The following is a 22,278-nucleotide window of genomic DNA, read 5'->3' as shown; positions in this document are numbered from 1 at the left end:
ATATTTGAACTTGCTCGTAATGATTGGGTTTTTTTGTTTTCTTATTGAGTTGCAAGAAAGCTTTCGATTGCAGTTAGGCCTTCCCTGTCAATAGCCAGTGAAAGTGTGAGCGCCTTTTGCAACTCATGCTCATTGATTGCCTTTTGAGTTGAATCTAGCTCGTTATGTATATCAATGTCATTGACTTCTATGTTATGCGCGCAGTTTATTAATGCGTAACTGATGACAAGGTTTTTAGGTACGCCATGGCCCTTTGCATATGACCGTCCCAAGTTCTTGAGGCCGGATGCCGATTTGTCAGTAGACGCTTGTCGGAAAAGGGTGGCGGATTTTTCATAGTTCTTATCAACGCCCAAGCCATTTTCATACATAACTCCAAGCTCGCTTTGAGCTTCGCTCATTCCCTTTTCAGCCAGTTTATTGAAATACATGAATGCTGTGGAGTAGTTTTTTGGTAAACCTCGCCCGTCTTTCAGCATTTTTGCAAGCTTATACTCTGCTTGAGGATAGTTGGATTTGGCAGCTTGCATGTAAAGTTGAACCGCTTTGGCTTCATTTTTTGTAACCCCCCTTCCGCTTTCGTACATCTCACCCAGGTTGGTTTGTGCTTGCGGGAAATTTCTCGCTGCAGCTTGCTGGAACCACTTTACTGCCTCGGAAGGATTTTTGCTTACTCCGACTCCTTTCCAGTAAATATACCCAATCTGATATTCAGCTGCTCCTACGCCTTGGTCTGCGGCCAATTTGTAGAATTTTAGTGCAGATGAGTAATCTACGTCTGTACCTGACCCATATTGATACATCTGTGCAAGTGCAAACTGCGCGATGGCATCTCCTTGCGCAGAGCTTGCGCGATACCACTTGAGAGCCTCGACAGAGTTTTTGGTTACTCCCAGGCCTCGATCATATACAGTTCCCAGATTACGTTGTGCCACAACATACCCTTGCTTGGCGGCTGATTGAAAAAGCTCAAAAGCTTTGGGCAGGTTTTTTTCTACACCTACTCCATTCATGTACATAGCCGCTAAGTTGTTTTGTGCCGCTGGACTTCCATTTTGTGATGCCGTTTGCAGGAGGCTTGCTGCTCTTTCGGGATGTTTCTCTGTGCCTAATCCATCACTGTACAGGTCTGCCAAGGCCACCATTGCATCAGTGAAGCCTTGGTCAGCTGCTTTTTGATAGAGATCAAAAGCTTTTTTATAGTTTTTATTGACACCTTTGCCATGTTGATAAAGTGCAGCAAGGCTGGTTTGTGAAACAGCGTCCCCTTTGTTGGCAGCTATTTCGTAGAGTTTTATAGCCTCAGTGAGGTTTTGTGGTATACCCTTTCCACTTTCGTAGAGTATTGCCATGTAGCGAGTGGCCGCTATAGAACCATTTTCTGATTCTGGTTTTAAGTATTTTATGGCTGATGCATAGTCTTGTATTTTTAGTGCGTCGACACCTTCCTCCAGTGAGGCAAGTGCGCTGTTTGATAATAATATTAAGGCGATCAGTGTTGCTGTGTATTTTATCAATTTGCCTCCCTGTGATCTTGGAAATTTCAACATTTCTCGTGTCGATGGCTGTGGGGGCCATAAGGCAAGGCGCAGCTTGCCCGCAATTTTCTCGTGAGAAAAGCACTATTGGAATAAATGGGCCTTTTCTGAAAGACCTGCATGCTTTACAACAAAGCTACGATCATTTGTCCATCTGATCCGCATTTTTCTCCATCACCTGAATCTGTACCGCAACCCACACTCATCCCACAATACACACACCGCAGCGCTCCCCGAGTCATCTGCCACGCGCTGTATCGCAACTCTGTCCCTGTAGGAGGCTTGAGATGGCTAAGCTTGCATTTTTCCTGATTGGTTTTCTGATCCTGACCATCGGCATTGGTCTGCTGGGCACCATTTCGCCTTTGTAAGCGGGGGAATTCCGGGACGGTGCCGGGCGTGATGCAAAAAAGATTATCAGCGTGAAAGTCATGCCTGATAGCTGAAATATGTCGCGAATGAATATGTTTTGTCGTTCATGAGCATTCTTTATCGCTCTCACGAAACGGATGGTCACAAATAGGCGTAGTACAAAAGCTCTATTCAATCAAACGCTTGATTGCACATAGCCATTATCCTGTTTACGATAAATCTTCTTTTAAAACGCATGGAGCGACTTGATGAAGATTGTCCACAAGGCTGGCCTTGCCGCAGCTTTCGTACTGTTCTGTACCACCAGTTTATTGTCGGTGACGCAGGTCGCAAAGGTTCGTGACACTCTTCATAGTCAGGTTTCGGCAAGCATTGCCGAATCGAGCAATACGCTGGCCAGACAGATTGAGAACTGGCTGAACTCCAAGCTCAAGCTCATGGATCTGTTGAGCCAGAATATCGACAGCAACTACAGCACCGAGAACCTTCAGCACCTGATTGGCAGTCCTCTGCTCAAGGATGAATTCATTCTGGTTTTTGGTGCCTTGCAGAGCGATGGCAAGCCCATCAAGAATCTGGAGTCCTGGAAGCCGAAACCTGACTGGGATGGACGTACACGTCCCTGGTATGCAGTCGGCAAGGCGGCCAGCCAGGCTGTGCTCACTGAACCCTATGTCGACTCCACAACCGGAGAAACGCTGATTTCTGCCGTGACGCCGTTGCGTGGCGCCGGCGCGTTTCTCGGCGTGATGGGCGGTGATGTCCGCTTGAAAAGCGTGTCCGACACGATCAACACCATGGACTTCAATGGTGCCGGTTATGCTTTTCTGATGAGCAGCAGTGGCAACATCATCTCTCACCCGAACAGTGCTTTGAACGGCAAGAGCTACAGTGAGTTGTTCGAGGGCAAGAACCCGGCCCTGGAGAACAGGCTGCAGCCAGTCAGTGCCTCTGGCAAGGACCTGCTGGTGTCTTTTACTCCGCTGTCCAACCTCAAGGGCATGAACTGGTACATCGGCGTCGTACTGGATAACAGTATCGTCATGGCCGAGGCCAATAGCCTGAGCTGGCGAGCGGCTATTGCCACGCTGCTGGGTGTGCTTATCAGCTTGCTGGTGCTGGGCGCGCTGATGAAGCGGCTGCTCAAACCCCTTGATCTGCTCCATACCTCCTTGCGGGAAATCAACAGCGGTGAAGGCGACCTGACCCGACGTTTGCCCGATTCCGGCACCGATGAAATTGCCCTGTTGTCCCGTGAATTCAATCGGTTCATGGAAAGCCTGCAGACCTTGATCGTTCAGGTCATGGGCAGCTCGAAGCAGGTTCATGAAAGCACCAACCGCACTTCCGGCGAAGCCAACCAGGCCGATGGCCGTCTGCAACGACAATTGCAGGAGCTTGATCAACTGGCCACGGCCATGCAGGAAATGGCTTCCACGGCCGAAGAGGTGGCGCGCAACGCTCAGGCCGCAGCTCAGGCGGCGCTCTCGGCCAATGACGAGGTCGACAGCGGTGTGCGTGTGGTGTCGCGTTCGACCGAGGCGATCAAGACGCTGGCTGTGGAGATGGATGAGGCCAGTCAGGCGATTACAGAACTGGCCAGGCTCAGCCAGAATATCGAATCGATTCTGTCGGTGATCAACAGCATTGCCGAGCAGACCAACCTGTTGGCCTTGAACGCGGCTATCGAAGCGGCGCGGGCGGGTGAGTCCGGGCGTGGTTTTGCGGTGGTGGCCGATGAGGTTCGTTCCCTGGCCTCGCGTACCCAGAAATCGACTCAGGAAATTCGTCAGATGATCGATCAGTTGCAGACCGGTGTTAAGCAAGCCGAGTCGCGTATGCAGCTGAACCGCGACAGTGCCAGCAAGACGGCTGAAGAGGCGGGCGCGGCCAATGAGATGCTGACGGATATCCGTCGGGCAATCATCCGTATCAATGACATGAACATGCAGATTGCGACGGCGGCTGAACAGCAGAGCGCGACCACTGAAGAGATCAACCTCAACACCACTAATATCCGTGATATCAGTCATGAAGTTGCGGCCAGTGCTGAAGTTCAGGTGCGTCAGTGTGCTTTGATGGTGGAGCAGGTGGATCAGCAGGATCGTTTGCTGAGACGTTTCAATGTCTGAGTTTTAAGCTTGTTCGGGTGGCTGGGATCACCTTAAACACGCTGGACCGTTGACTTGGGTGGGCATGTCTGTGAAAGCATTCATGCCCATTGTCATTCATGCTCAAGGACTCGCACATTGAAACTCTTGCCCATTCTGCTTCTGGCTTTACTGCCGCTGACCGCCCAGGCTTTGCAGGTCGGTGATCGGCTCACGCCCTGGACCCTGCTGGACCAGTACGATCAGCCCTACACCCTGAACAGCCAGACTCAGACACTTCTGGTCGCCCGCAGCATGGACGCGGCCAAGCTGGTCAATGTCGCGCTCAAGGACAAGCCCAAGGGTTTTCTGGAGTCGCGGCAAACGGTGTTTGTGGCCGATATCCAGAAGATGCCCAGCGTGATTGCCAGTCTGTTCGCGATCCCCAAGATGCGCGATTACTCCTATCGCGTGATCCTCGACCGCGATGCGCGCATCGTGCCGCAGTATGCGGGGGATGAAGACAAGGTGCTGTGGTTGCAGTTGCGCGACGGGCAACTGGTGAGCCAGCAACAGTTCAGCAGTGCCGAGCAGTTACTGGCCGCGCTTGAACGGCAAGGTCAGTGATCGCGTAGCGGACGTTCAAGATCACCGGAGAACAGTTCGTCCTCGGCATCCGGGCTGACCGGAATCGCATGTTCTTCGGACGCCCAGGCGCCCAGGTCGATCAGCTTGCAGCGGTCGGAGCAGAACGGACGAGCAGGGCTGGCGGCGCTCCATTCCACCGGGGCGCCACAGGTCGGGCATTGGACGATTGTTGGTTGGCTCACGATTGGCCTCCACGCAAAGTAAGAAAAAAGTGATGCAGGCGCTCGACTTCGCTTTTCAGCCACGCCGGGTCGCGATCGTTGGTCAGCACATTGTCGGCGTGACGCAGTCGCTCTTCACGTTGCGCCTGAGCCTTGAGAATGGCCTGGACCTGCTCCTGGCTGGAGCCGTCGCGCTGCATGGTGCGTTCTATTTGCAGGTTTTCGGGAGCATCGATCACCAGAACCCGTTGCACCATCTTGTATTGCCCGGACTCGATCAGCAGCGGCGAAACCAGAATCGCGTAAGGCGATTGCGCCTGGGCCAGATAGCTGACGATTTCCTGATTGATCAGCGGGTGCAGCAGGGCTTCCAGCCAGCGTCGTTCTTCAGGGTGCTGGAAAATCCGTGAGCGCAGAGCGCCGCGATCCAGTTCGCCGCTGGCTTGAAGCACATCGCTGCCGAAGTGTTCGGCAATCTGTGCCAGTGCCGGACGTCCGGGCTCGACCACCCAGCGGGCGACATGGTCAGCGTCTACGGTATGGATGCCCAGGTCGATAAAGCACTGTGCTGCCGCACTTTTACCGCTACCGATGCCGCCGGTCAGGCCAAGAATCCAGGGTTTGAAAGCAGGGTTGGTCATTTGAAACCGGCAAACTGCAAATAGGAGTCGGTTATTTGACCACCCCAGAGCAAAGCGATCCACCCCGCGATGGCCAGATAAGGACCGAAGGGAATCGGCGTTCCCGCCTCGACCTGGCGAATGCGCATCAGGATCACGCCCAGCACAGCGCCCACCAGCGACGATAAAAAGATCGTCAACGGCAGGATCTGCCAGCCGCCCCAGGCCCCGAGCATGCCGAGCAACTTGAAGTCACCGTAACCCATGCCTTCCTTGCCGGTTAGCAACTTGAATAGCCAGAACACCGACCACAGCGCCAGATAGCCGGCCACGGCTCCCCAGATGGCATCATTGAGGGATGTGAACAGGCCAAAGGCATTGACGATAAGCCCCAGCCATAACAGGGGAAGGACCAGGGAGTCCGGCAGTAGTTGGTGATCGGCATCGATCAGGCTCATGGCCAACAAGCCCCAGCTCAGCACCAGCATCGCCGCAGCCTGCCAGCCAAAACCGAAATGCCAGGCAATGTAGCCTGACACTATCCCGCAGGTCAGTTCGACCAGCGGGTAGCGTTTGCTGATCGCTGTCTTGCAGTTCGAGCATTTACCGCCGAGGGCCAGATAACTGATGACCGGAATGTTTTCCCAGGCGCGAATCCGGTGGTTGCATTGCGGGCAACTGGAATGCGGAAGGATCAGGTTGAAAGTATCCGGCTTGGGCTCGGCGGGCAGTCCCAGTATTTCCCGTGCCTGAATCTTCCAGTCGCGATCCATCATTTTGGGCAGGCGATAAACCACCACATTGAGAAAGCTGCCAACCAGCAGGCCTAGAACAGAGGTGAAAATGACGAAGGCCAGCATGGAGCTGGCCAGGAAATCGAGAAGGGGCATATCAGACGACGTTTCCGAGTTTGAAGATAGGCAAGTACATGGCCAGCACCAGGCCTCCCACGATAACGCCGAGTACCGCCATGATCATGGGCTCCATCAGGCTGGTAAGGCTGTCGACCATATTATCGACTTCGTCCTCGTAGTAAGTCGCAACCTTGTCGAGCATGGAGTCCAGTGCACCGGACTCTTCACCAATCGCAGTCATTTGAATGGCCAGGCTCGGGAATACATTCACTGAACGCATTGAGAAGTTCAGTTGCATACCGGTTGAAACGTCTTGCTTGATCTTGTTGACCGCATTCTTGAACACCACATTCCCGGTTGCACCTGCTACCGAGTCAAGTGCCTCCACCAGCGGAACGCCTGCTGCGAAGGTTGTTGCAAGGGTTCGTGCATAACGAGCTACAGATGATTTGAAAATCAACGGCCCAATGATCGGGACTTTCAACAGGAGTCTGTCGATACGGTCACGAAAGTTCTGGGATTGCTTGTAGGCTCGTTTGAACATGAAAAAGCCGACAATAAAAAGACCGACGATGGCCAGCCACCAATTCTGCACGATTTCTGATAGGCCGATGACCATCAAGGTAAAGGCGGGTAATTGAGCATTAAAACCTGCAAATACCGACTGAAATTGCGGCACGACCTTGATCAGCAAAATACCCGAAACAATCACCGCTACAACCATGACAGCAATCGGGTAGGTCATGGCCTTCTTGATCTTGGACTTGAGTGCCTCGGTCTTTTCCTTATAGGTGGCAACCCGATCCAGCAGGCTTTCAAGGGCACCCGCCTGCTCGCCGGCATCCACCAGGTTGCAATACAGGTCGTCAAAGTACTCAGGCTTTTGTCGCAGGGCCGTTGCCAGGCTGTTGCCCGCCGATACCTCCTGCTTCAGGAAGTCCACCAGCGCCCGCATGTTCGGGTTTTCGGCACCCTCGCTGATGATGTCGAAAGATTGCAGCAGTGGAACGCCTGCTTTCATCATCGTCGCCATTTGTCTTGAGAAAAAGGCGATATCCAGCGGCTTGATCTTCTTGCCGTTGCCGAATATGGAGACGGACTTTTTACGCACTTTTGTGGGATTGATGCCCTGCTTGCGCAACTGTGCCTTGATGAGTGCCGGGTTATGGCCGCTCAACTCACCTGTCATCTTCGAGCCTTTCTTGTCCAGGCCTTCCCAGGTGTAAACAGTGACTTTGACTGCTTTGCTAGCCATGTTTAATCCTTGGTCACGCGGTTGACTTCTTCAAGACTGGTGATGCCCTGCATGGCTTTATGCAAGCCTGAAGTGCGCAAGTCATTGAAGCCGTCCTTGCGCATCTGTTTTGAAATTTCCAGTGAGTTGCCTTCTTCCATGATGATGCGTTCCAGCTCCGGGGTTTTCTTGACCACTTCGTAAATACCGACCCGGCCCCTGTAGCCGCCATTGCAGTGGTCGCAACCGACAGGACCGTAGATTTTGAACTTGCCTATTTCCGACTCCGGGAAACCTTCCTTGAGCAGGGTTTCCCGTGGCACCTCGATTTCTTTCTTGCAGTGAGGGCAGAGTTTGCGAGCCAGACGCTGGGCAATGATCAGGTTGATGGCTGTGGCAATGTTAAAAGCCGCGACGCCCATATGATGCAGGCGTGTCAGGGTTTCTGCCGCGCTATTGGTGTGCAGGGTGGAAAGCACCATATGGCCGGTCTGGGAGGCCTTGATCGCGATTTCTGCGGTTTCCAGGTCGCGGATCTCGCCCACCATGATTACGTCCGGGTCCTGACGCAGAAAGGCTCGCAACGCCTGGGAGAAGTCCATGCCCTGGCGCGGGTTGACGTTGACCTGGTTGATGCCTTCCAGGTTGATCTCCACCGGGTCTTCGGCGGTAGAAATATTGATGTCCACGGTATTGAGGATATTCAGCCCGGTATAGAGCGAAACGGTTTTACCCGACCCGGTTGGGCCGGTGACCAGGATCATCCCTTGTGGCTGTTTGAGTGCTTCAAGATAAAGTGCTTTCTGATCCGGCTCATACCCCAGCGCATCGATACCCATCTGGGCGCTGGTGGGGTCCAGGATCCGCATCACAATCTTTTCACCCCATAGCGTTGGCAGGGTGTTCATACGAAAATCGATGGCCTTGCTTTTGGATACCCGTAGTTTGACTCGGCCATCCTGAGGCTTGCGCCGCTCCGAGATATCCAGACTGGCCATGACTTTCAGGCGTGCGGCAATCCGGCTGGCCAGATGGATAGGGGGCTTGGCGGCTTCATGCAAGATGCCATCGGTACGAAAGCGCACGCGAAAGACCTTTTCATAAGGCTCGAAGTGCAAGTCCGAGGAGCCCATACGAATGGCATCCATCAGCATCTTGTTGACGAAGCGCACTACGGGGGCGTCGTCGGCATCGTCTTTTCCGGATATCGAAGTTTCTTTGGCGTTATCGGCCTGCTCGATATCCAGGCCCAGATCGACATCTGCCATGTCTCCGAGGCCCATGCCCGTATCGAACAGCTTTTCGATGGCATCGGTGAGCTTGTCGTCCTCAACCAGAATCGCTTCGGTATTGAGGCCTGTACTGAACTGGATATCGGTGACGGCTTGATGGTTGGTGGGGTCCGATACTCCTACGAACAACTTGTTGCCGCGCCGCCATAAAGGCAGGGCATGATGCTGGCGTACCAGCTTTTCACTGACCAGCCCTTTGGGCTGGCTTTCTTTATCAAGGCAATTGAGGTCAAGGAAGGGCACGCCGAACTGATCGGATGCCAGCTCTGCCAGTACCAGACTTTTGACCAGTTTGTTCTGTACCAGATAACTGACCAGCGAAATCTTGTCGCGCCGTGCCTGTTGGTAAGCCTGCTGCGCAGTTTTTTCAGTGAGAAGCTCGGCTTCGACCAATTGCTTGGCCAGACCGGTGAGGACGACATCAGACATAAAACCACCAGACACAGACAGTGTGAGGTTTATAGCGCAGTCGGGCTTTGCTGCCAAATGGCAGTGTGGGATGTGACGAAAATTGTCAGTTTCTGATGATTTCAGTTGGCGCGAAGAGCACTTATGGTTGATTTTGGTCAATCAACTGCGCGGTATCGAATTTGGCATGGGCTGTGCTTTTACTTCTGCAAGGCACCACCTCATTGACGCCTTGGAGATGTATCCATGCAAACACAAAAAGGTTTTACGTTGATCGAACTGATGATCGTGGTTGCGATCATCGGTATTCTGGCTGCGGTAGCCATTCCGTCCTATCAAAATTATACCTTGCGAGCGCAGGCCTCCGCTGCGCTCGCAAGCCTTGACTCCGCTAAATTGGCGGTGGCGGAGAACTGGTCTAATGGAATTGCAGCTGCTGATGTTTGCGGTACTGGTGCAAGTGCGATTAGCGGATGTAGTGCCGGAGGTTTGTTGACGGCTACTCGTTCAAACCCTACGGTTACAGTCCGCCTTCAAGCAGGGTTTCCGGCAACTACAGCTGTAGGTGGTGTTGTTTCTTGGACATGTACTGTCACACCAGCAAACGCCGCTCCTAACGGGTGCGCTGGCTCGTAATAGCTTGAAAGAAAGGCGCTTCGGCGCCTTTTTTGATATCGGAGGTCTGGAGTCTCCAAGTGTTATCTACAGCAAAAAACCATATTTTTTTCTTCTTCTGTTGCATCACGCTTTTTATCTGCGCTGGCACCTTTGAGTTTTCCGGCCACAACTTCCAGAGACTGGCACAGTTTCTTATTGGCTCCTTATCCGTATTGACCCTCTGTCTATATTCGATCAAGGGCCTGAATGTCAGTGTGTTTCAACCGGGCATCAAGGCTGTTTTTTCATGTGTATTGCTGGGCGGAATCATTTCCAGCCTGACAGCCCATCAGCCTCTTTGGGCATTGATCGAGTTATCGGTCTTGTTGCTGTGTTGTGCCATCGCCAGTGCATTTGCCCAACAGCGACAAAATCACGGCGCTCAGCTTGACCGGCTTTTCATTGGCTTCGTTGTCTTCATCTGCTCTATCAAAATACTTCAGTTTCTTTCTGCAACTGCCGCAGCCTTCCTGAGTTTTCCTCCTGCTCTGGATACAGATCTGCTGTTGGAAGGTTTTTCCAACAAGCGTTTCTATGGCCAGTTTCAGACGTTTACGTTGCCGTTACTCGCCTTGCCGCTGCTGCTGGTTTCTGCGCGGCGTTCTATCAAGGTATCGATCTTTATCCTGTTGAGTCTCTGGTGGATGATCGCCGTGACAGGTGGTACGCGAGGTACATGGCTGGGGATGGGCGCTGCTGTGGTCGTGGCTTCCTGTTTCGGACGTGCCGGACGCCACTGGGTAGGCTGGCAACTGGCGGCAGCCTCAGTGGGGGTATTGCTGTTTCTTCTTCTTTTCAGTCTTTTACCCGCCTGGCTGGGCATTGACGTCGTCAACTTTGCCGGTGAGCGGCTGAATACTTCGCTGTCTGCCCGTGAGCTGTTGTGGCAGCAGGCATGGACCATGATCAAGGAGCGTCCGCTGCTGGGTTTTGGGCCGATGCATTTTGCCGATATCTGGAACCCGTATGGCGCGCATCCGCATCAGGCGATTCTGCAGTGGGCAAGCGAGTGGGGAATACCCTCCACATTGTGCGTGGCCGGACTGGCTCTTTATGGACTTGTGGTGACCGGCCTCTTGTTACGCAAGAGAGCTTACTCTCTAGAACCTGTCGATCTGCTACGGCTTTGCCTTTTCGCAAGTCTGGTTGGTGCGCTGACACAGGCTATGGTCGATGGCGTTATTGTCATGCCGTATTCGCAGTTATGGCTGGCAATAGTTATTGGTTGGTTATTGGCCTTGCATGAGTGGCAGGTCACACCGGTTTCGCGCAACCTGATTCTTGATCGCTTATGGATGGCCTGTCTTGTTCTGGGAGCAGGCCTGATTTTCTATACGATCATTCGCGACTTTCCCGACCTGGAGAATCTTCAGCAGCAGTCTGGGCAGGGTTTTGGAGGTCCTTCTCTGCCTCGTTTCTGGCTGCGGGGGAGCATTGCGCATCCCCCCGAATAAATCCGCCTACCCCCTCACCACCCCATCCACCCGCGGCTGCTTGCGAAACCGGCGCTTGACCACAATCACCACGACCAGCACCAACAGAATCAGCACGCCGAAGAAGATCGCGTTGAAGATCGGAAAGGGTTGCTCGCGACTGTTGGTGAGTTCGACCTGAGTGATGTTGGGGAACATCGACAGGATCTGGATGCGCCAGCCGTAGTAGCGGATCAGTGCCAGTTGTTGTGAATCACGAGAATAACCCTGGGCTTTTGCCTGGATGTCTGCCGAGTCGAACTTGAAGTACCACGGGAAGCTCCAGCCGGTGTCTTCGTTGCGGTAGACCACGACTTTCTTGGTGTCCGGGTCTTCGGTGTTGATGAAGTAGACATCGCGGGTCGGGCCGTCGGCCACGTTGTCGGCGTTGATTACGCCGTCTGCGTCCATTCTTTTTACTTCCACGCCCGTGACCATCACGACATCATGGCGCGGCAATACGTAGTAGAGGCTGAGTGCGCCGAGCCCGAATGCAACGAAAACCAAAAGCCAAATCGACCGCTTGAGCCACTTCATGTCATTGTCCCCTAGTGAAAAATGGCGTGACTTTGCCTTAATCCGAACATTTTGAAGCAAAACAGTTATTACAAAATTCGTCAAAGCTGCTTAGAACGCTGCTTTGTTTTCTGGAGAGTCACATGATTTGGTTCCTTGAAGGCCAGTCCAGCCAGCGCGAAGTCATCATGGGCGCGCGTGAGGCGTTGCCGGCCTCGGTGCGGATTATCGCGTCCCATCGTCAGGATCGCTCGGAAATTACCGGGCAGGCCGACGTTGCCTTGCAGGAGCCGCGCAATAACGCAGAGCGCATTGACTGGGTCCTCGAAACGGCCCGCGAGCTGGGCGTCAAAGTCATTATTGCCGGGCGTGTCGGCAGTTTTTATGAAGCGCATCGTGAGCGTTTCGTGGCGGAGGGTTTTGATCTGGTCACCGGCGGCACCAGCATGCAGACCTTTATCAATGTAGACGACAAAAGCCTTTTCACTGCCGCTGCCGAACAGGCTGGTCTGGCGTGCATACCGGGGATCAGCGCAAGTAATACCGAAGAGTTGCAGGCCGCCTACGAAACCCTGTCCCGCACGGGAGAGGTGTGTATCAAGCCGACGGTGGGGATTTTCGGGCATGGATTCTGGCGCTTCAAGGCAGGCGTCGATGACTTCCGTTGCTTCGCCAACCCCGATGCCCGGGAAACCAGCTTCGAGGCGTACCTGAACGCTTATCGCCAGTCCGATGACAGGCCGCCCATGTTACTCATGCCGTATATGCCGGGCAGCGAGTGTTCGGTGGATATGGTCTGTGAACATGGCAAGGCGGTGGCCTTCGTCGGGCGCCGCAAGCAGGGCATGAACCAGACGTTCGAGCGCGACAGCGAGGCTGTCCGGCTGGCCGTGGAGGCCGCCGAGCACTTTGGCTGTGACGGCCTGATCAACGTGCAGACCCGTGACGACGCCGATGGCAAGCCGCACTTGCTGGAAATCAACCCGCGCTACTCGGGCGGTATTGGTTACACGCGGGAAACAGGTATCAATCTGCCGGGCATTTTCGCGACCCGGCGGCTTGGGCTGAAAGAACCGGAAACACATTGGCGGGATAATATTCGGGTCAAGGCCATCACCGTGGCTGTACTGGCTACGGTTTGATCGGGATAATAGTTTTTTGCTATTGCCTTGCTCTTATCAGGGAGGATTGGGCATGAAATTGCTGGCACCGGGCGCAAATACAGCTATTGCGAATGCACATTGCACGTGGCTGCTGGAAAGCGGCAAGGCGTCGGTATTTGGCGAATACGTGGCGGTAGCGTTGCTGCCGGTCGACGAAAAACGTCAGCCCAAGGGCAATCCTGCCTTGCTGCATCGCGAGCAGGACTGGATGGAGTGGAGCGACGGGCCGGAGCGTGTCGGTTGTTCCCTCAAGCTGGATCGCCTGCCCGCTGGCAGTGATCGTGTTCTGGTGATGGTTTACGTCTATGCCGCCACCGGGCCAATTCGCGATATTTCCAGCTTGCGACTGGTGATCGACAAGGAAATCGAAGTCCAGGCAGATCTGCGGGACAACGGTGAGGCTTCGATCATCATCGGTGAGTTTTACCAGCGCAACGATCAATGGAAGTTTCGAGCGCTGCATGAAGGTTCTGCCTACGGACTGGCAGCGTTTGGACGCAAGATCGGCCTTGAGGTCAATGATCATCACCCTCGGCGCAGTTCCATCAACTCTCCGGGCGGTCATCATCAGTCGGCGACAGGCACTGCGTTTGTGGTCGGGCCTTCCCATGTGATGACGTGTGCCCATGTCATTGAAGACATGAGCGTGCTGTATATCAGTTCGCTGGAAGGGCGCTTCAAGGTCGAGCCAGTGGTGGTCGATCGTCGAAACGACATCGCGTTGCTGCGGGTACAAGGCGCTTCGCCGCTCAAACCGGTCACGTTCCGTGAAGGCACGGGCGCGGAGCCTGGCGATACGGTGGTAGCGCTGGGTTATCCACTGGCTTCTATTTCTGGCGGCAGCCTGCAAGTGACTCAGGGCGGGATATCCGGCCTGTTCGGCTTGCACAGCGATGCCAGCCTGTTTCAGTTCACGGCGCCCATTCAGCCGGGCTCCAGTGGCAGTCCACTGTTCGACAACGGTGGCGCGGTTATCGGGATGGTGACCTCAAGTGTGCCGGATGCACAGAACATGAATTTCGCGGTGAAGTCGGCATTGCTTCTGTCTTTTCTGGAAGCCTGCCGCGTAACGGCATCCCATGCCCGTCCTGAGAGGACGTACACCACAACTGAAATTACACGCTCTGCCCAGTCGGCGCTCTGGCTCCTTGAGGCCTCGCGCACGTAACGACCGCTTTCCTCCGGGAAACGGGCAGGCGCAAGGGGCATTGGCCCCGTTAACCAGGAATCTATCGATGGACAGCAGTTCAGCTCTTTCAACCCCTACAAGGCTTCGCGCTGATCTGCTTCGTGGTCGTCTCGATGTGATGGTCGACTCGTCCACCATCGCGCCGGACTCCCTGTTCGGCTTTGCCGAGCGACGCAATCCCAAGCGGGCGTTTCTCTTCGTTTCCCGCGTGTTGGGGCGACATATCCCGGTGCGTCCGGGCGTGATGCTCAAGAGCTTCCGGGACCTTGCCTACAAGATCCCGGCCGATCTTCCTGGCCCGGTGCTGGTCATCGGCATGGCCGAGACGGCTGTAGGGCTGGGTGCCGGTGTGCATCGCGCCTACAGCGAGTCGCGTCCGGATTCGCTGTATCTGGTCAGTACTCGCCACCCGACGGGCACCGAGCTGTTCGCCCGTTTCGAGGAAGAACACAGCCACGCCAGTGCTCACCTGATTCACTTGCCCACCGACCCTGCGCTGCGCGAGATGATGCTGGGCGCTCGTTCGCTGGTGCTGGTGGATGACGAAGCCTCAACCGGCAAGACATTTATCAACCTCTATCGGGCGCTGGTCGAGGCCGGGCTGAGCAAGGTCGAGCGTGTCGTGACCTGCGTCCTGACCGACTGGTCGGCCGGTGCGGTCAGCACCACCATGGGCGATGTGGCCGAGCAGGTTTCCTTGCTGCAGGGTTCCTATTCCTTTGCCGAGGATCTGGCCGCGCCACTGCCGGACATGCCGGAAGTCGGCACCGTCGCCATGGGTGACTGGCCTTTGGTCACCGCTAATGACTGGGGACGTCTGGGTGTTCGCTCGGTACTCGACACCCTGGCCCCCGACATTCAGGTCGCCAAGGGCGAGCGTGTTCTGGTGGTGGGCACCAGCGAATTCGTCTGGCGCCCGTTCCTGTTGGCCGAGCGTCTGGAAAAGGCCGGTGCCGACGTGCATTTCAGTTCCACCAGCCGTTCACCGATTGCCCTGGGGCATGCCATCGATCATGCCTTGTCGTTCTCCGACAACTACGGCCTGGGGATTCCCAATTTTCTTTACAACGTACGGCCCGGTCAGTTCGATCGCGTACTGATCTGCACCGAAACCCCTCAGCAGGCTGTGCCCGCCGAGCTGGTCGAAGCGCTGAATGCCGAGGTCATCTGTGATGAGTAACGAACGCCCGCTGATATTCGTGGATCTGGACGACACCCTGTTCCAGACCGCCCGCAAGACGGCTCCCGGTATCGAAAAGCATGTGGCAACCGTCGACCTCACCGGCAATGCCAATGGCTACATGACCAATGTGCAGAAATCCTTCGTGAACTGGCTGCTGGCCCATTCCGATGTGGTGCCGGTCACGGCGCGTAGCGTCGAGGCTTACAGCCGGGTGAAGTTGCCGTTCAGCTCGGGCGCAATCTGCTCCCATGGTGGCGTGATGCTCGATGCTGCCGGTCGCCTGGACAGCGACTGGAATGCACAGATGAAACAGACCCTGGCCGCTTATCAGGGACGTTTGCATGAGCTGAGCGCCGCAACTTTGGCCATTGGTCAGGAAATGGGCGTTTCGTTGCGTGGCTGGGTAGTGGAGGAGGCGAAACTTTTCCATTATGTGGTCACCAAGCACAACGAAAGCGATGACAGCATCCTGACTCGCGTTCTGGCCGAAGTGCAGGCACGTGGCCTGCTCGACGACATGCACGTGCATGGCAACGGCAATAATCTGGCGTTCCTGCCCAACGGGTTGGCCAAGCGCTATGCCGTGCAGGAATGGCTGCGCCGTGACCGAGCCGTCAACGGCGAGCGTCCGGTGCTGGGCTTTGGTGACAGCATCACTGATCTGGGCTTCATGGACGAGTGCCATTGGTGGGCAACGCCTGCCCGCAGCCAGTTAGCGAAGATGTTCGCCGGTGCTGCGCATGAGTAATCCCGTTCACGGGCTCGATACAGTGGGCAGCGGTAGCTATCTCGCGGATGACGTGCATTTTCTGCTGCGCGGCGTCGAGATGGACACCACCGATGTCGAGGAAAAAGAGCGTCTGATCCAGACGAAGCAAAAGCATTATTCAGAAATGATCAGCCTGGAGTCAGCTCCGGGCGATGCGCATGGCGCTTTGTTCGAACGTGCGCTGATGCAGAATGGTCTGCGCATGGCGACCGACGTGCAGGCTTTGGCGCTGGCCCTCGATCAGGCGTGCCAGGGGCGCGAGATCGTTCTGGTGTCATTCGTGCGTGCCGGTTTGCCATTGGGTGTCTTGTTGCGTCGGTCCTTGATCGGACTGGGCCGCGAAGCGCATCACTATGGCATCAGCATTATTCGTGACCGTGGCATCGACTCTGTAGCGCTTGAGGCCATCATTCAGGCCCATGGTGCGCAGAACATTGTTTTCGTGGATGGCTGGACCGGCAAGGGCGCGATTTCCGGGGAGATCAAACGCAGTCTGGCGGGCGATGCGCGGTTTCCCGAAGAGCCGCGTCTGGTGGTGCTGGCCGACCCGTGCGGCAGTGCGTGGCTGGCGGCGTCCTCCGAGGACTGGGTCATCCCGTCCGGTATTCTGGGGGCCACGGTGTCAGGTCTGGTGTCGCGTTCCATATGGCCTGCTGATGGCGGATTACACGGGTGTGTCGTTTACGATCACCTGCAAGGGCACGACGTGACTCGCTCGTTCATCGAGCGAATCGAAAGTCAGCGCCGCAATCTGCAGGGCGTTGTTGCAGCCCAACCCTGGACGCCGCAGCAGCGCATCGAGCTCAAACGTTCAGCCCGGGAAGTGATCGACACTCTGGCCGGGCGGTTCGGGATCAACAATCTCAACCGGGTGAAGCCGGGGATTGCCGAGGCTACCCGTGCCGTCATGCGCCGTGTGCCCGATCATGTGCTGGTACGCAATACCACTGACAGCGATGTGCAACTGCTCATGCACCTGACTGAAAAAGCGGGCATCCCTGTCGAAGAATCTGCAAATGCCCTGGGGCCTTATAGGGCGGTAACCATCATTCGGAGTCTCAGCTAATGGCCATACCTTCGCCTTATGCTTTGGGTGCAACGCTCTATATGCCTGCCACCCGCGACGACATTCTCGATGTGGTATTCGCAGAAAAGATCCCCGAACTGCGCTCTCTGGTCGTGTGCCTGGAAGACGCCGTGGCGCTGATCGATGTCGAGACGGCGCTGGTCAACCTGCGCAATGTGCTGACACGCATTCAGGACCGTGGCGGACGGCCGGTCAATGGCCCGTTGTTGTTTGTTCGTCCTCGCGATGCGGCAATGGCGAAAATTCTCAATGACTGGCCGCTGATGGCCCACGTCGATGGGTTCGTTGTCCCCAAGCTTTCGCTGCAAAGCCTTGCAAGCTGGGAGGATGCCGTTACCAATCCAGAGCTGGCCCTGATGCCTACACTGGAGACGCCTGAGGTGTTCAACCCGACGGCCATGGTCGAACTGGGGCAGGCACTCAAGGTGAATCTGGGCGAGCGGATCATTGCCTTGCGCATTGGCGGTAACGATCTGATGGGCTGCCTGGGGCTGCGCCGCAATCCGGCCATGACGCTGTATGGCACGCCCATGGGCTATGTGATTCCGATGCTGTCCGGTGTGATGGGTTCCCAGGGGTTTGCCCTGACCGCACCGGTTTTTGAGCAATTGGCGACTCCCGACATCATGGAGCAGGAACTGGCGCTGGATATCTCCAACGGTATGGTGGGCAAGACAGCAATCCACCCCTCGCAGGTCAATATCATTCAGAATGCGTTTCGTGTGAGCCTGGAAGACCTGAATTGCGCACGGATGATTTTGAACTCTGTCGCTCCGGCGGTGTTCAAGTACAACGATGCGATGTGTGAACCGGCCACTCATTACAAATGGGCAACCCACATCATGGAGCGCGCCAAATGGCATGGAGTCCTGCCGACCCCCGCTTCGATCGTGGATGCCAGCATTCGACTCGCTGAGGCAGTTAGTTAAATGATAGAGCCTGATCTTGAAGTGGAAGTGGAGCAGCGCCTGCTGGCGGTGTTCGATTTTGACGGGACATTGACCCGCCATGACAGCTTTGTCCCATTTCTAAAATTCGCTTTTGGGCAGCGTGCTTTTTCCGTTCGTATGGCCCGGCTGGTACTGCCGAGCCTGGGCTACCTTGCCAAGCGCGTGACCCGCGATGAGCTCAAGGGCCGTCTGATCAAGGCCTTTCTGACCGGCGTTGAGGTGGACTGGCTGCAACAGAAGGCCGAAGCCTTCTGCCAGCTGTACTGGGCGCGCCTGATGCGTCCGGCGGCGCTGGAGTCCGTGGCGGCGGAAATCGAAAAGGGCGCCATTGTCACGCTATGTTCAGCATCGCCTGCTATGGTCCTGCAACCTTTCGCAGATCGCCTGAAAGTTGAACTGATCGGCACCAATCTGGAAGTGATCGACGGCAAGCTCACCGGCCTGATCGAGGGCAGCAACTGCCGCTGCGACTCCAAGGTGATGCGCCTTGAGGGTGTTTACGGGCCACTTTCGCAGTTCCGGGTACGCGCCTGGGGGGACACGCGTGGCGACCATGAATTGCTCGCGGCAGCACAGGATGCGCACTGGCGTTTGTTCCATCCGGCGTGGCGTCGAGGCCGCTATAAAGGCCCCGTTAACGCCAAGTTACATAATCGGGATGGCATTGATGGCCCATCGCGGTAAGGCTGTAACACTTTTATCCGAATTCCGTAGTTCACATGGAGCGAAAAATGGCACTCACTTTGGCAAAAAACCAGACAATCTCGCTTGAGAAAACCGCTGGTACAGGCCTTAAGAAAGTCAGCATGGGGCTGGGATGGGACCCTGAAAAGCCGAGCGGTTTCTTCGGCAAGCTGCTGGGCGGCGGTGGCGGGGATATCGACCTGGACGCCTCCTGCATCATGCTCGATGCCGACAAGAAGCCTCTCGACCTGGTCTGGTTCCGCCAGTTGCAATCGCGTGACGGTGCCATTCATCACTCCGGCGACAACCGTACCGGTGAAGGCGCAGGCGATGACGAAAACATCAGCGTCGATCTGGAAAAACTGCCGGCAACCGTGAAATATCTGGTGTTCACGGTCAACTCGTTCACCGGCCAGAACTTCGAAAAAGTCGCCAATGCCTACTGCCGTATCGTCGATCTGGGCACCCGTAACGAACTGGGTCGCTTCGATCTGTCCGAAAAAGGTCAGCACACAGGCGTAGTCATGTCCTATCTGTCGCGCACCTCCAGCGGCTGGGATTTCACCGCTGTAGGTCAGGCCACCAATGGCCGTACCGCTGACGATCTGGTCGACCTGGCCATCGGAGCAGTACGCGCATGACTCAACTTGTCCCAGGCGCCAATGCGCCAGTAGCTGCTGGCCCATTGACGGTCGACGTCAGCTATTCCCCTATAGCGGGCGCGGACATCGATGTCTCCGCGTTTCTGCTGACCAGTGCAGGCAAGGTCCGTGGCGATCACGACATGTGTTTCTTCGGTCAGAAGAGTGTGAGTGGCGGTGCGGTGCAGTTGACGGAAGCGTCAGCGGGCCGCGCTGTCTTCAGTCTTGATCCGGGTCGTCTGGATGCCGCTATCGAGAAGGTCGCGCTCACGGCAACCATCTATGAAAACAAGGCCAGCTTCGACAGCGTGTCGCACCTTGCCCTGACCGTCACCGGCGGAATCGAAGCGGCCATTCCTACCAGTGGCATGAAGGAAACCGCGCTGATTCTGGGCGAGTTCTACCTGCGTCAGGGCGCCTGGAAATTCCGTTGTGTCGCCCAGGGCTTTGCCGGTGGCCTTGAGCCTCTGGCGAAGAACTTCGGTGTTGAAGTCGCAGCGCCAGAGGCCCAGCCTCCTGCACCTGCACCTGCACCTGCACCTGCACCAGTCGCCGCGCCCAAGCCCACTGTCAGTCTCAGCAAGATCACGCTGGACAAGACACGAGCTTCCGTCAGCCTGGAGAAAACCAGTGCCGGTTTCGGTGAAATCAGGGTCAACCTGAACTGGAACCGCCGCAGTGAGAGCAAAAGCAGCGGCTTCTTCTCGATGAAGAAGAGCAATGCGATCGACCTTGATGTAGGCTGCCTGTTCGAGTTACAGGACGGTTACAAAGGCGCGGTCCAGGCATTGGGCAATTCGTTTGGATCGCTCAACACCGAGCCTTTCATCAAATTGATGGGCGATGACCGTACCGGCTCCATCAGCGACGGCGAGTGGTTGCATATCAACGGCGCGCACTGGGGCAAGATCCGCCGCATTCTGGTTTACGCATTCATTTATGAAGGCGCACCGAACTGGAAAGAAACCGACGGTGTTGTCACCATCCACGCCCCGGGCCAGCCACCTATCGAGGTTCGCCTCAACGAGGAAGGCGGTCGTCAGGGCATGTGTGCGATCGCTCTGCTGGAAAACGACAACGGGGCCGTCAAGGTGACCCGTCGTGTGGATTTCCACAACGGTCATAGCAACATGGACAAGGCCTATGGCTGGGGCATGCGCTGGGCCGCAGGTTCCAAGTAAACAACACGATTGATTTTTCTGAGGTGGCCTGGCTGCCTCGTAGGGGATTGAAATGCTGGACTGGTTGAAAACAAACGCAACAGCAGCTCGCGACAAGCTTGCTTCCGAAGTCTCGAAGTTCAAGAACCGTGAGTTCATGGATGCAGTGGTTTCAGGTTGTGCCCTGGTATCTGCAGCCGATGGCGAAATCAGCTCCAGTGAAAAACAGAAAATGGCCGGCTTCATTCAGAACTCTCAGGAACTGAAAGTTTTTGACATGAAAGACGTCATCCAGGCTTTTCAGGATGCATGCGCCAAATTCGACTTCGATGTCGAAATCGGTCGCGCCGAAGCGCTGAAAACCATCGGCAAGATCAAGAAAAAAGAAGATGCTGCCCGCCTTCTGGTGCGCGTCTGCTGTGCCATCGGTGGCGCAGATGGCAGCTTCGACGAGAAGGAACGTGCTGTCTGCCGCTCCATCTGTAATGAACTCGGCCTGAATCCTTCCGACTTTGACCTGTAATTTTTGACCCTTTTGAGGAACGCAGTTAAATGGAAAGCACCGCTCTTGGCTTCCCTCCACTCACCATGGCCGTTTTCGTTGGCCTGGCCATCTCGGCCCTGGCCGTCGACATGTTTTCCCACCGGGGAAACAAGCCGATCACATTGACCCAGGCATCGGCCTGGTCGATCTTCTGGGTGGCAATCTCTCTGGCATTCGCCGGTTTCCTGTACGTTCAGCACGGCTCTGAAGTCGCCACGCTGTTCGTAACCGGTTATGCACTGGAAAAAGTCCTGAGCGTCGATAACCTCTTCGTGTTCATGGCCTTGTTCGCCTGGTTCAAGATCCCTGATGGCCTGCGCCATCGCGTTCTGTACTGGGGCATCATCGGCGCAATCGTATTCCGCGGCATTTTCGTCGCCATCGGTACAGGCCTTCTGGCTCTGGGCCCGTGGGTCGAAGTGGTGTTTGCGGTAATCGTTGCCTGGACTGCCATCATGATGCTCAGAGCTGGCGATAACGACGACGAAGAAATCGACTACTCCCAGCACATGGCCTATCGCTTCGCCAAGAAACTGTTCCCGGTGTGGCCAAAACTGCACGGCAACAACTTCTTCGTACGCCGCGCTGTCCTGGAAGAAGAAATCAAGAAGCCTGAGAACAGCGGCATCACCCTGGCTGCCAAAGGCGCGATCTTTGCGACCCCACTGTTCCTGTGTCTGGTCGTGGCTGAAATCTCCGACGTACTGTTCGCCTTCGACTCCGTGCCGGCCATCATCGCCGTGAGCCGTGAGCCGCTGATCGTATTCTCGGCCATGCTGTTCGCGATCCTGGGCCTGCGTACCCTGTACTTCGTACTTGAAGCCCTGAAGCGCTACCTGGTTCACCTGGAGAAAGCGGTTATCGCACTGCTGTTCTTCATCGCAATCAAGCTGGGCCTGAACGCAACTGACCACTTGTTCCATCATGGATACAGCATCAGCGCCAACACCAGTCTGCTGGTTGTGATGGTGGTGTTGGTAATCGGTATTGTCGCTAGCCTGCTCTTCCCGGGAAAAGACGAGTCGGCTGAAGAAAAAGCGTAAACA

At 55.7% G+C, this 22,278-nt stretch carries 22 protein-coding genes and 1 pseudogene; 16 read left to right on the top strand and 7 right to left on the bottom strand.

Annotation, left to right across the window (positions count from 1 at the left end):
- Window positions 1-41: 41 nt before the first annotated feature.
- On the bottom strand, window positions 42-1,550 hold the full coding sequence (locus KGD89_RS21545) for an SEL1-like repeat protein (protein ID WP_081741953.1): 1,509 nt from the start codon (window positions 1,548-1,550) through the stop codon (window positions 42-44).
- A 608-nt stretch (window positions 1,551-2,158) separates the two neighbouring features.
- Between KGD89_RS21545 and KGD89_RS26495 the strand changes: the two are divergent.
- From KGD89_RS26495 to KGD89_RS21535, 3 genes and pseudogenes are all read left to right on the top strand, one after another.
- Window positions 2,159-3,136: pseudogene (locus KGD89_RS26495) on the top strand (cache domain-containing protein); the annotation flags it as partial.
- A 45-nt stretch (window positions 3,137-3,181) separates the two neighbouring features.
- Window positions 3,182-4,042, top strand: coding sequence for a methyl-accepting chemotaxis protein (locus tag KGD89_RS26490; RefSeq protein WP_404940696.1), 861 nt, complete (start codon window positions 3,182-3,184; stop codon window positions 4,040-4,042).
- 117 nt (window positions 4,043-4,159) lie between these two features.
- Complete coding sequence (locus KGD89_RS21535; protein ID WP_025261835.1) at window positions 4,160-4,627, top strand: hypothetical protein; 468 nt, start codon at window positions 4,160-4,162, stop codon at window positions 4,625-4,627.
- Here KGD89_RS21535 and yacG read toward each other — a convergent pair.
- Genes yacG through pilB form a run of 5 tightly spaced genes read right to left on the bottom strand, consistent with a single transcriptional unit; the run spans window position 4,621 to window position 9,238 of the window.
- Window positions 4,621-4,830, bottom strand: a complete 210-nt coding sequence (gene yacG, locus KGD89_RS21530; RefSeq protein WP_025261834.1) for a DNA gyrase inhibitor YacG — start codon at window positions 4,828-4,830, stop codon at window positions 4,621-4,623. The two genes, KGD89_RS21535 and yacG, sit on opposite strands and share 7 nt — an antisense overlap.
- Window positions 4,827-5,450, bottom strand: a complete 624-nt coding sequence (gene coaE, locus KGD89_RS21525) for a dephospho-CoA kinase (protein WP_025261833.1) — start codon at window positions 5,448-5,450, stop codon at window positions 4,827-4,829. The genes yacG and coaE overlap by 4 nt, the downstream gene beginning before the upstream one ends.
- Entirely contained in the window at window positions 5,447-6,319 is an 873-nt protein-coding gene (locus KGD89_RS21520) for a prepilin peptidase (RefSeq protein WP_025261832.1), read from the bottom strand. The genes coaE and KGD89_RS21520 overlap by 4 nt, the downstream gene beginning before the upstream one ends.
- A 1-nt stretch (window position 6,320) precedes the next feature.
- Complete coding sequence (locus KGD89_RS21515; RefSeq protein WP_025261831.1) at window positions 6,321-7,538, bottom strand: type II secretion system F family protein; 1,218 nt, start codon at window positions 7,536-7,538, stop codon at window positions 6,321-6,323.
- Between the two features lie 2 nt (window positions 7,539-7,540).
- Window positions 7,541-9,238, bottom strand: coding sequence for a type IV-A pilus assembly ATPase PilB (gene pilB, locus KGD89_RS21510; protein ID WP_025261830.1), 1,698 nt, complete (start codon window positions 9,236-9,238; stop codon window positions 7,541-7,543).
- 225 nt (window positions 9,239-9,463) lie between these two features.
- Between pilB and KGD89_RS21505 the strand changes: the two genes are divergently transcribed.
- Both KGD89_RS21505 and KGD89_RS21500 read left to right on the top strand, forming a co-directional pair.
- Window positions 9,464-9,853 carry a pilin gene (locus tag KGD89_RS21505; protein WP_038400031.1) on the top strand — a complete coding sequence of 130 codons (390 nt, stop codon included), beginning with the start codon at window positions 9,464-9,466 and terminating at the stop codon, window positions 9,851-9,853.
- A 224-nt stretch (window positions 9,854-10,077) separates the two neighbouring features.
- Complete coding sequence (locus tag KGD89_RS21500) at window positions 10,078-11,328, top strand: O-antigen ligase family protein (protein ID WP_371874961.1); 1,251 nt, start codon at window positions 10,078-10,080, stop codon at window positions 11,326-11,328.
- Between the two features lie 6 nt (window positions 11,329-11,334).
- Here KGD89_RS21500 and KGD89_RS21495 read toward each other — a convergent pair whose 3' ends face one another.
- On the bottom strand, window positions 11,335-11,883 hold the full coding sequence (locus KGD89_RS21495) for a DUF1523 family protein (RefSeq protein WP_025261828.1): 549 nt from the start codon (window positions 11,881-11,883) through the stop codon (window positions 11,335-11,337).
- A gap of 122 nt (window positions 11,884-12,005) precedes the next feature.
- On the opposite strand from KGD89_RS21495, the gene KGD89_RS21490 reads away from it, so the two are divergent.
- The 11 genes from KGD89_RS21490 to KGD89_RS21440 all read left to right on the top strand — a co-directional run bounded on the left by KGD89_RS21490 (window position 12,006) and on the right by KGD89_RS21440 (window position 22,275).
- Complete coding sequence (locus KGD89_RS21490; RefSeq protein WP_025261827.1) at window positions 12,006-13,004, top strand: ATP-grasp domain-containing protein; 999 nt, start codon at window positions 12,006-12,008, stop codon at window positions 13,002-13,004.
- A gap of 52 nt (window positions 13,005-13,056) precedes the next feature.
- A complete protein-coding gene (locus KGD89_RS21485; protein WP_025261826.1) occupies window positions 13,057-14,193 on the top strand; it encodes a trypsin-like peptidase domain-containing protein in 1,137 nt (378 codons plus the stop codon).
- Between the two features lie 67 nt (window positions 14,194-14,260).
- Entirely contained in the window at window positions 14,261-15,394 is a 1,134-nt protein-coding gene (locus KGD89_RS21480; RefSeq protein WP_025261825.1) for a phosphoribosyltransferase domain-containing protein, read from the top strand.
- Window positions 15,387-16,145, top strand: a complete 759-nt coding sequence (locus KGD89_RS21475; protein WP_025261824.1) for an HAD family hydrolase — start codon at window positions 15,387-15,389, stop codon at window positions 16,143-16,145. The genes KGD89_RS21480 and KGD89_RS21475 overlap by 8 nt, the downstream gene beginning before the upstream one ends.
- Window positions 16,138-17,232 carry a cysteine protease StiP domain-containing protein gene (locus tag KGD89_RS21470; protein WP_025261823.1) on the top strand — a complete coding sequence of 365 codons (1,095 nt, stop codon included), beginning with the start codon at window positions 16,138-16,140 and terminating at the stop codon, window positions 17,230-17,232. Before KGD89_RS21475 ends, KGD89_RS21470 begins: the two co-directional genes overlap by 8 nt.
- A complete protein-coding gene (locus tag KGD89_RS21465) occupies window positions 17,232-18,182 on the top strand; it encodes an HpcH/HpaI aldolase/citrate lyase family protein (RefSeq protein ID WP_025261822.1) in 951 nt (316 codons plus the stop codon). The genes KGD89_RS21470 and KGD89_RS21465 overlap by 1 nt, the downstream gene beginning before the upstream one ends.
- Window positions 18,183-18,887 (top strand): HAD-IB family hydrolase, encoded by a 705-nt coding sequence (locus KGD89_RS21460; protein WP_025261821.1) that lies wholly within the window; start codon window positions 18,183-18,185, stop codon window positions 18,885-18,887.
- A gap of 47 nt (window positions 18,888-18,934) precedes the next feature.
- Window positions 18,935-19,528 (top strand): TerD family protein, encoded by a 594-nt coding sequence (locus KGD89_RS21455; protein WP_025261820.1) that lies wholly within the window; start codon window positions 18,935-18,937, stop codon window positions 19,526-19,528.
- Entirely contained in the window at window positions 19,525-20,709 is a 1,185-nt protein-coding gene (locus tag KGD89_RS21450; RefSeq protein WP_025261819.1) for a TerD family protein, read from the top strand. Before KGD89_RS21455 ends, KGD89_RS21450 begins: the two co-directional genes overlap by 4 nt.
- 52 nt (window positions 20,710-20,761) lie before the next feature.
- The gene (locus KGD89_RS21445; RefSeq protein ID WP_025261818.1) at window positions 20,762-21,211 is read left to right on the top strand and encodes a tellurite resistance TerB family protein; all 450 of its coding nucleotides are present in this window, start codon (window positions 20,762-20,764) and stop codon (window positions 21,209-21,211) included.
- 29 nt (window positions 21,212-21,240) lie between these two features.
- Complete coding sequence (locus KGD89_RS21440; protein WP_025261817.1) at window positions 21,241-22,275, top strand: TerC/Alx family metal homeostasis membrane protein; 1,035 nt, start codon at window positions 21,241-21,243, stop codon at window positions 22,273-22,275.
- Window positions 22,276-22,278: the final 3 nt, after the last annotated feature.

It is taken from the genome of Pseudomonas cichorii, assembly GCF_018343775.1.
GTDB classification, from domain to species: Bacteria; Pseudomonadota; Gammaproteobacteria; order Pseudomonadales; family Pseudomonadaceae; genus Aquipseudomonas; species Aquipseudomonas cichorii.
This window is presented reverse-complemented; position numbering and strand designations above follow the sequence as displayed.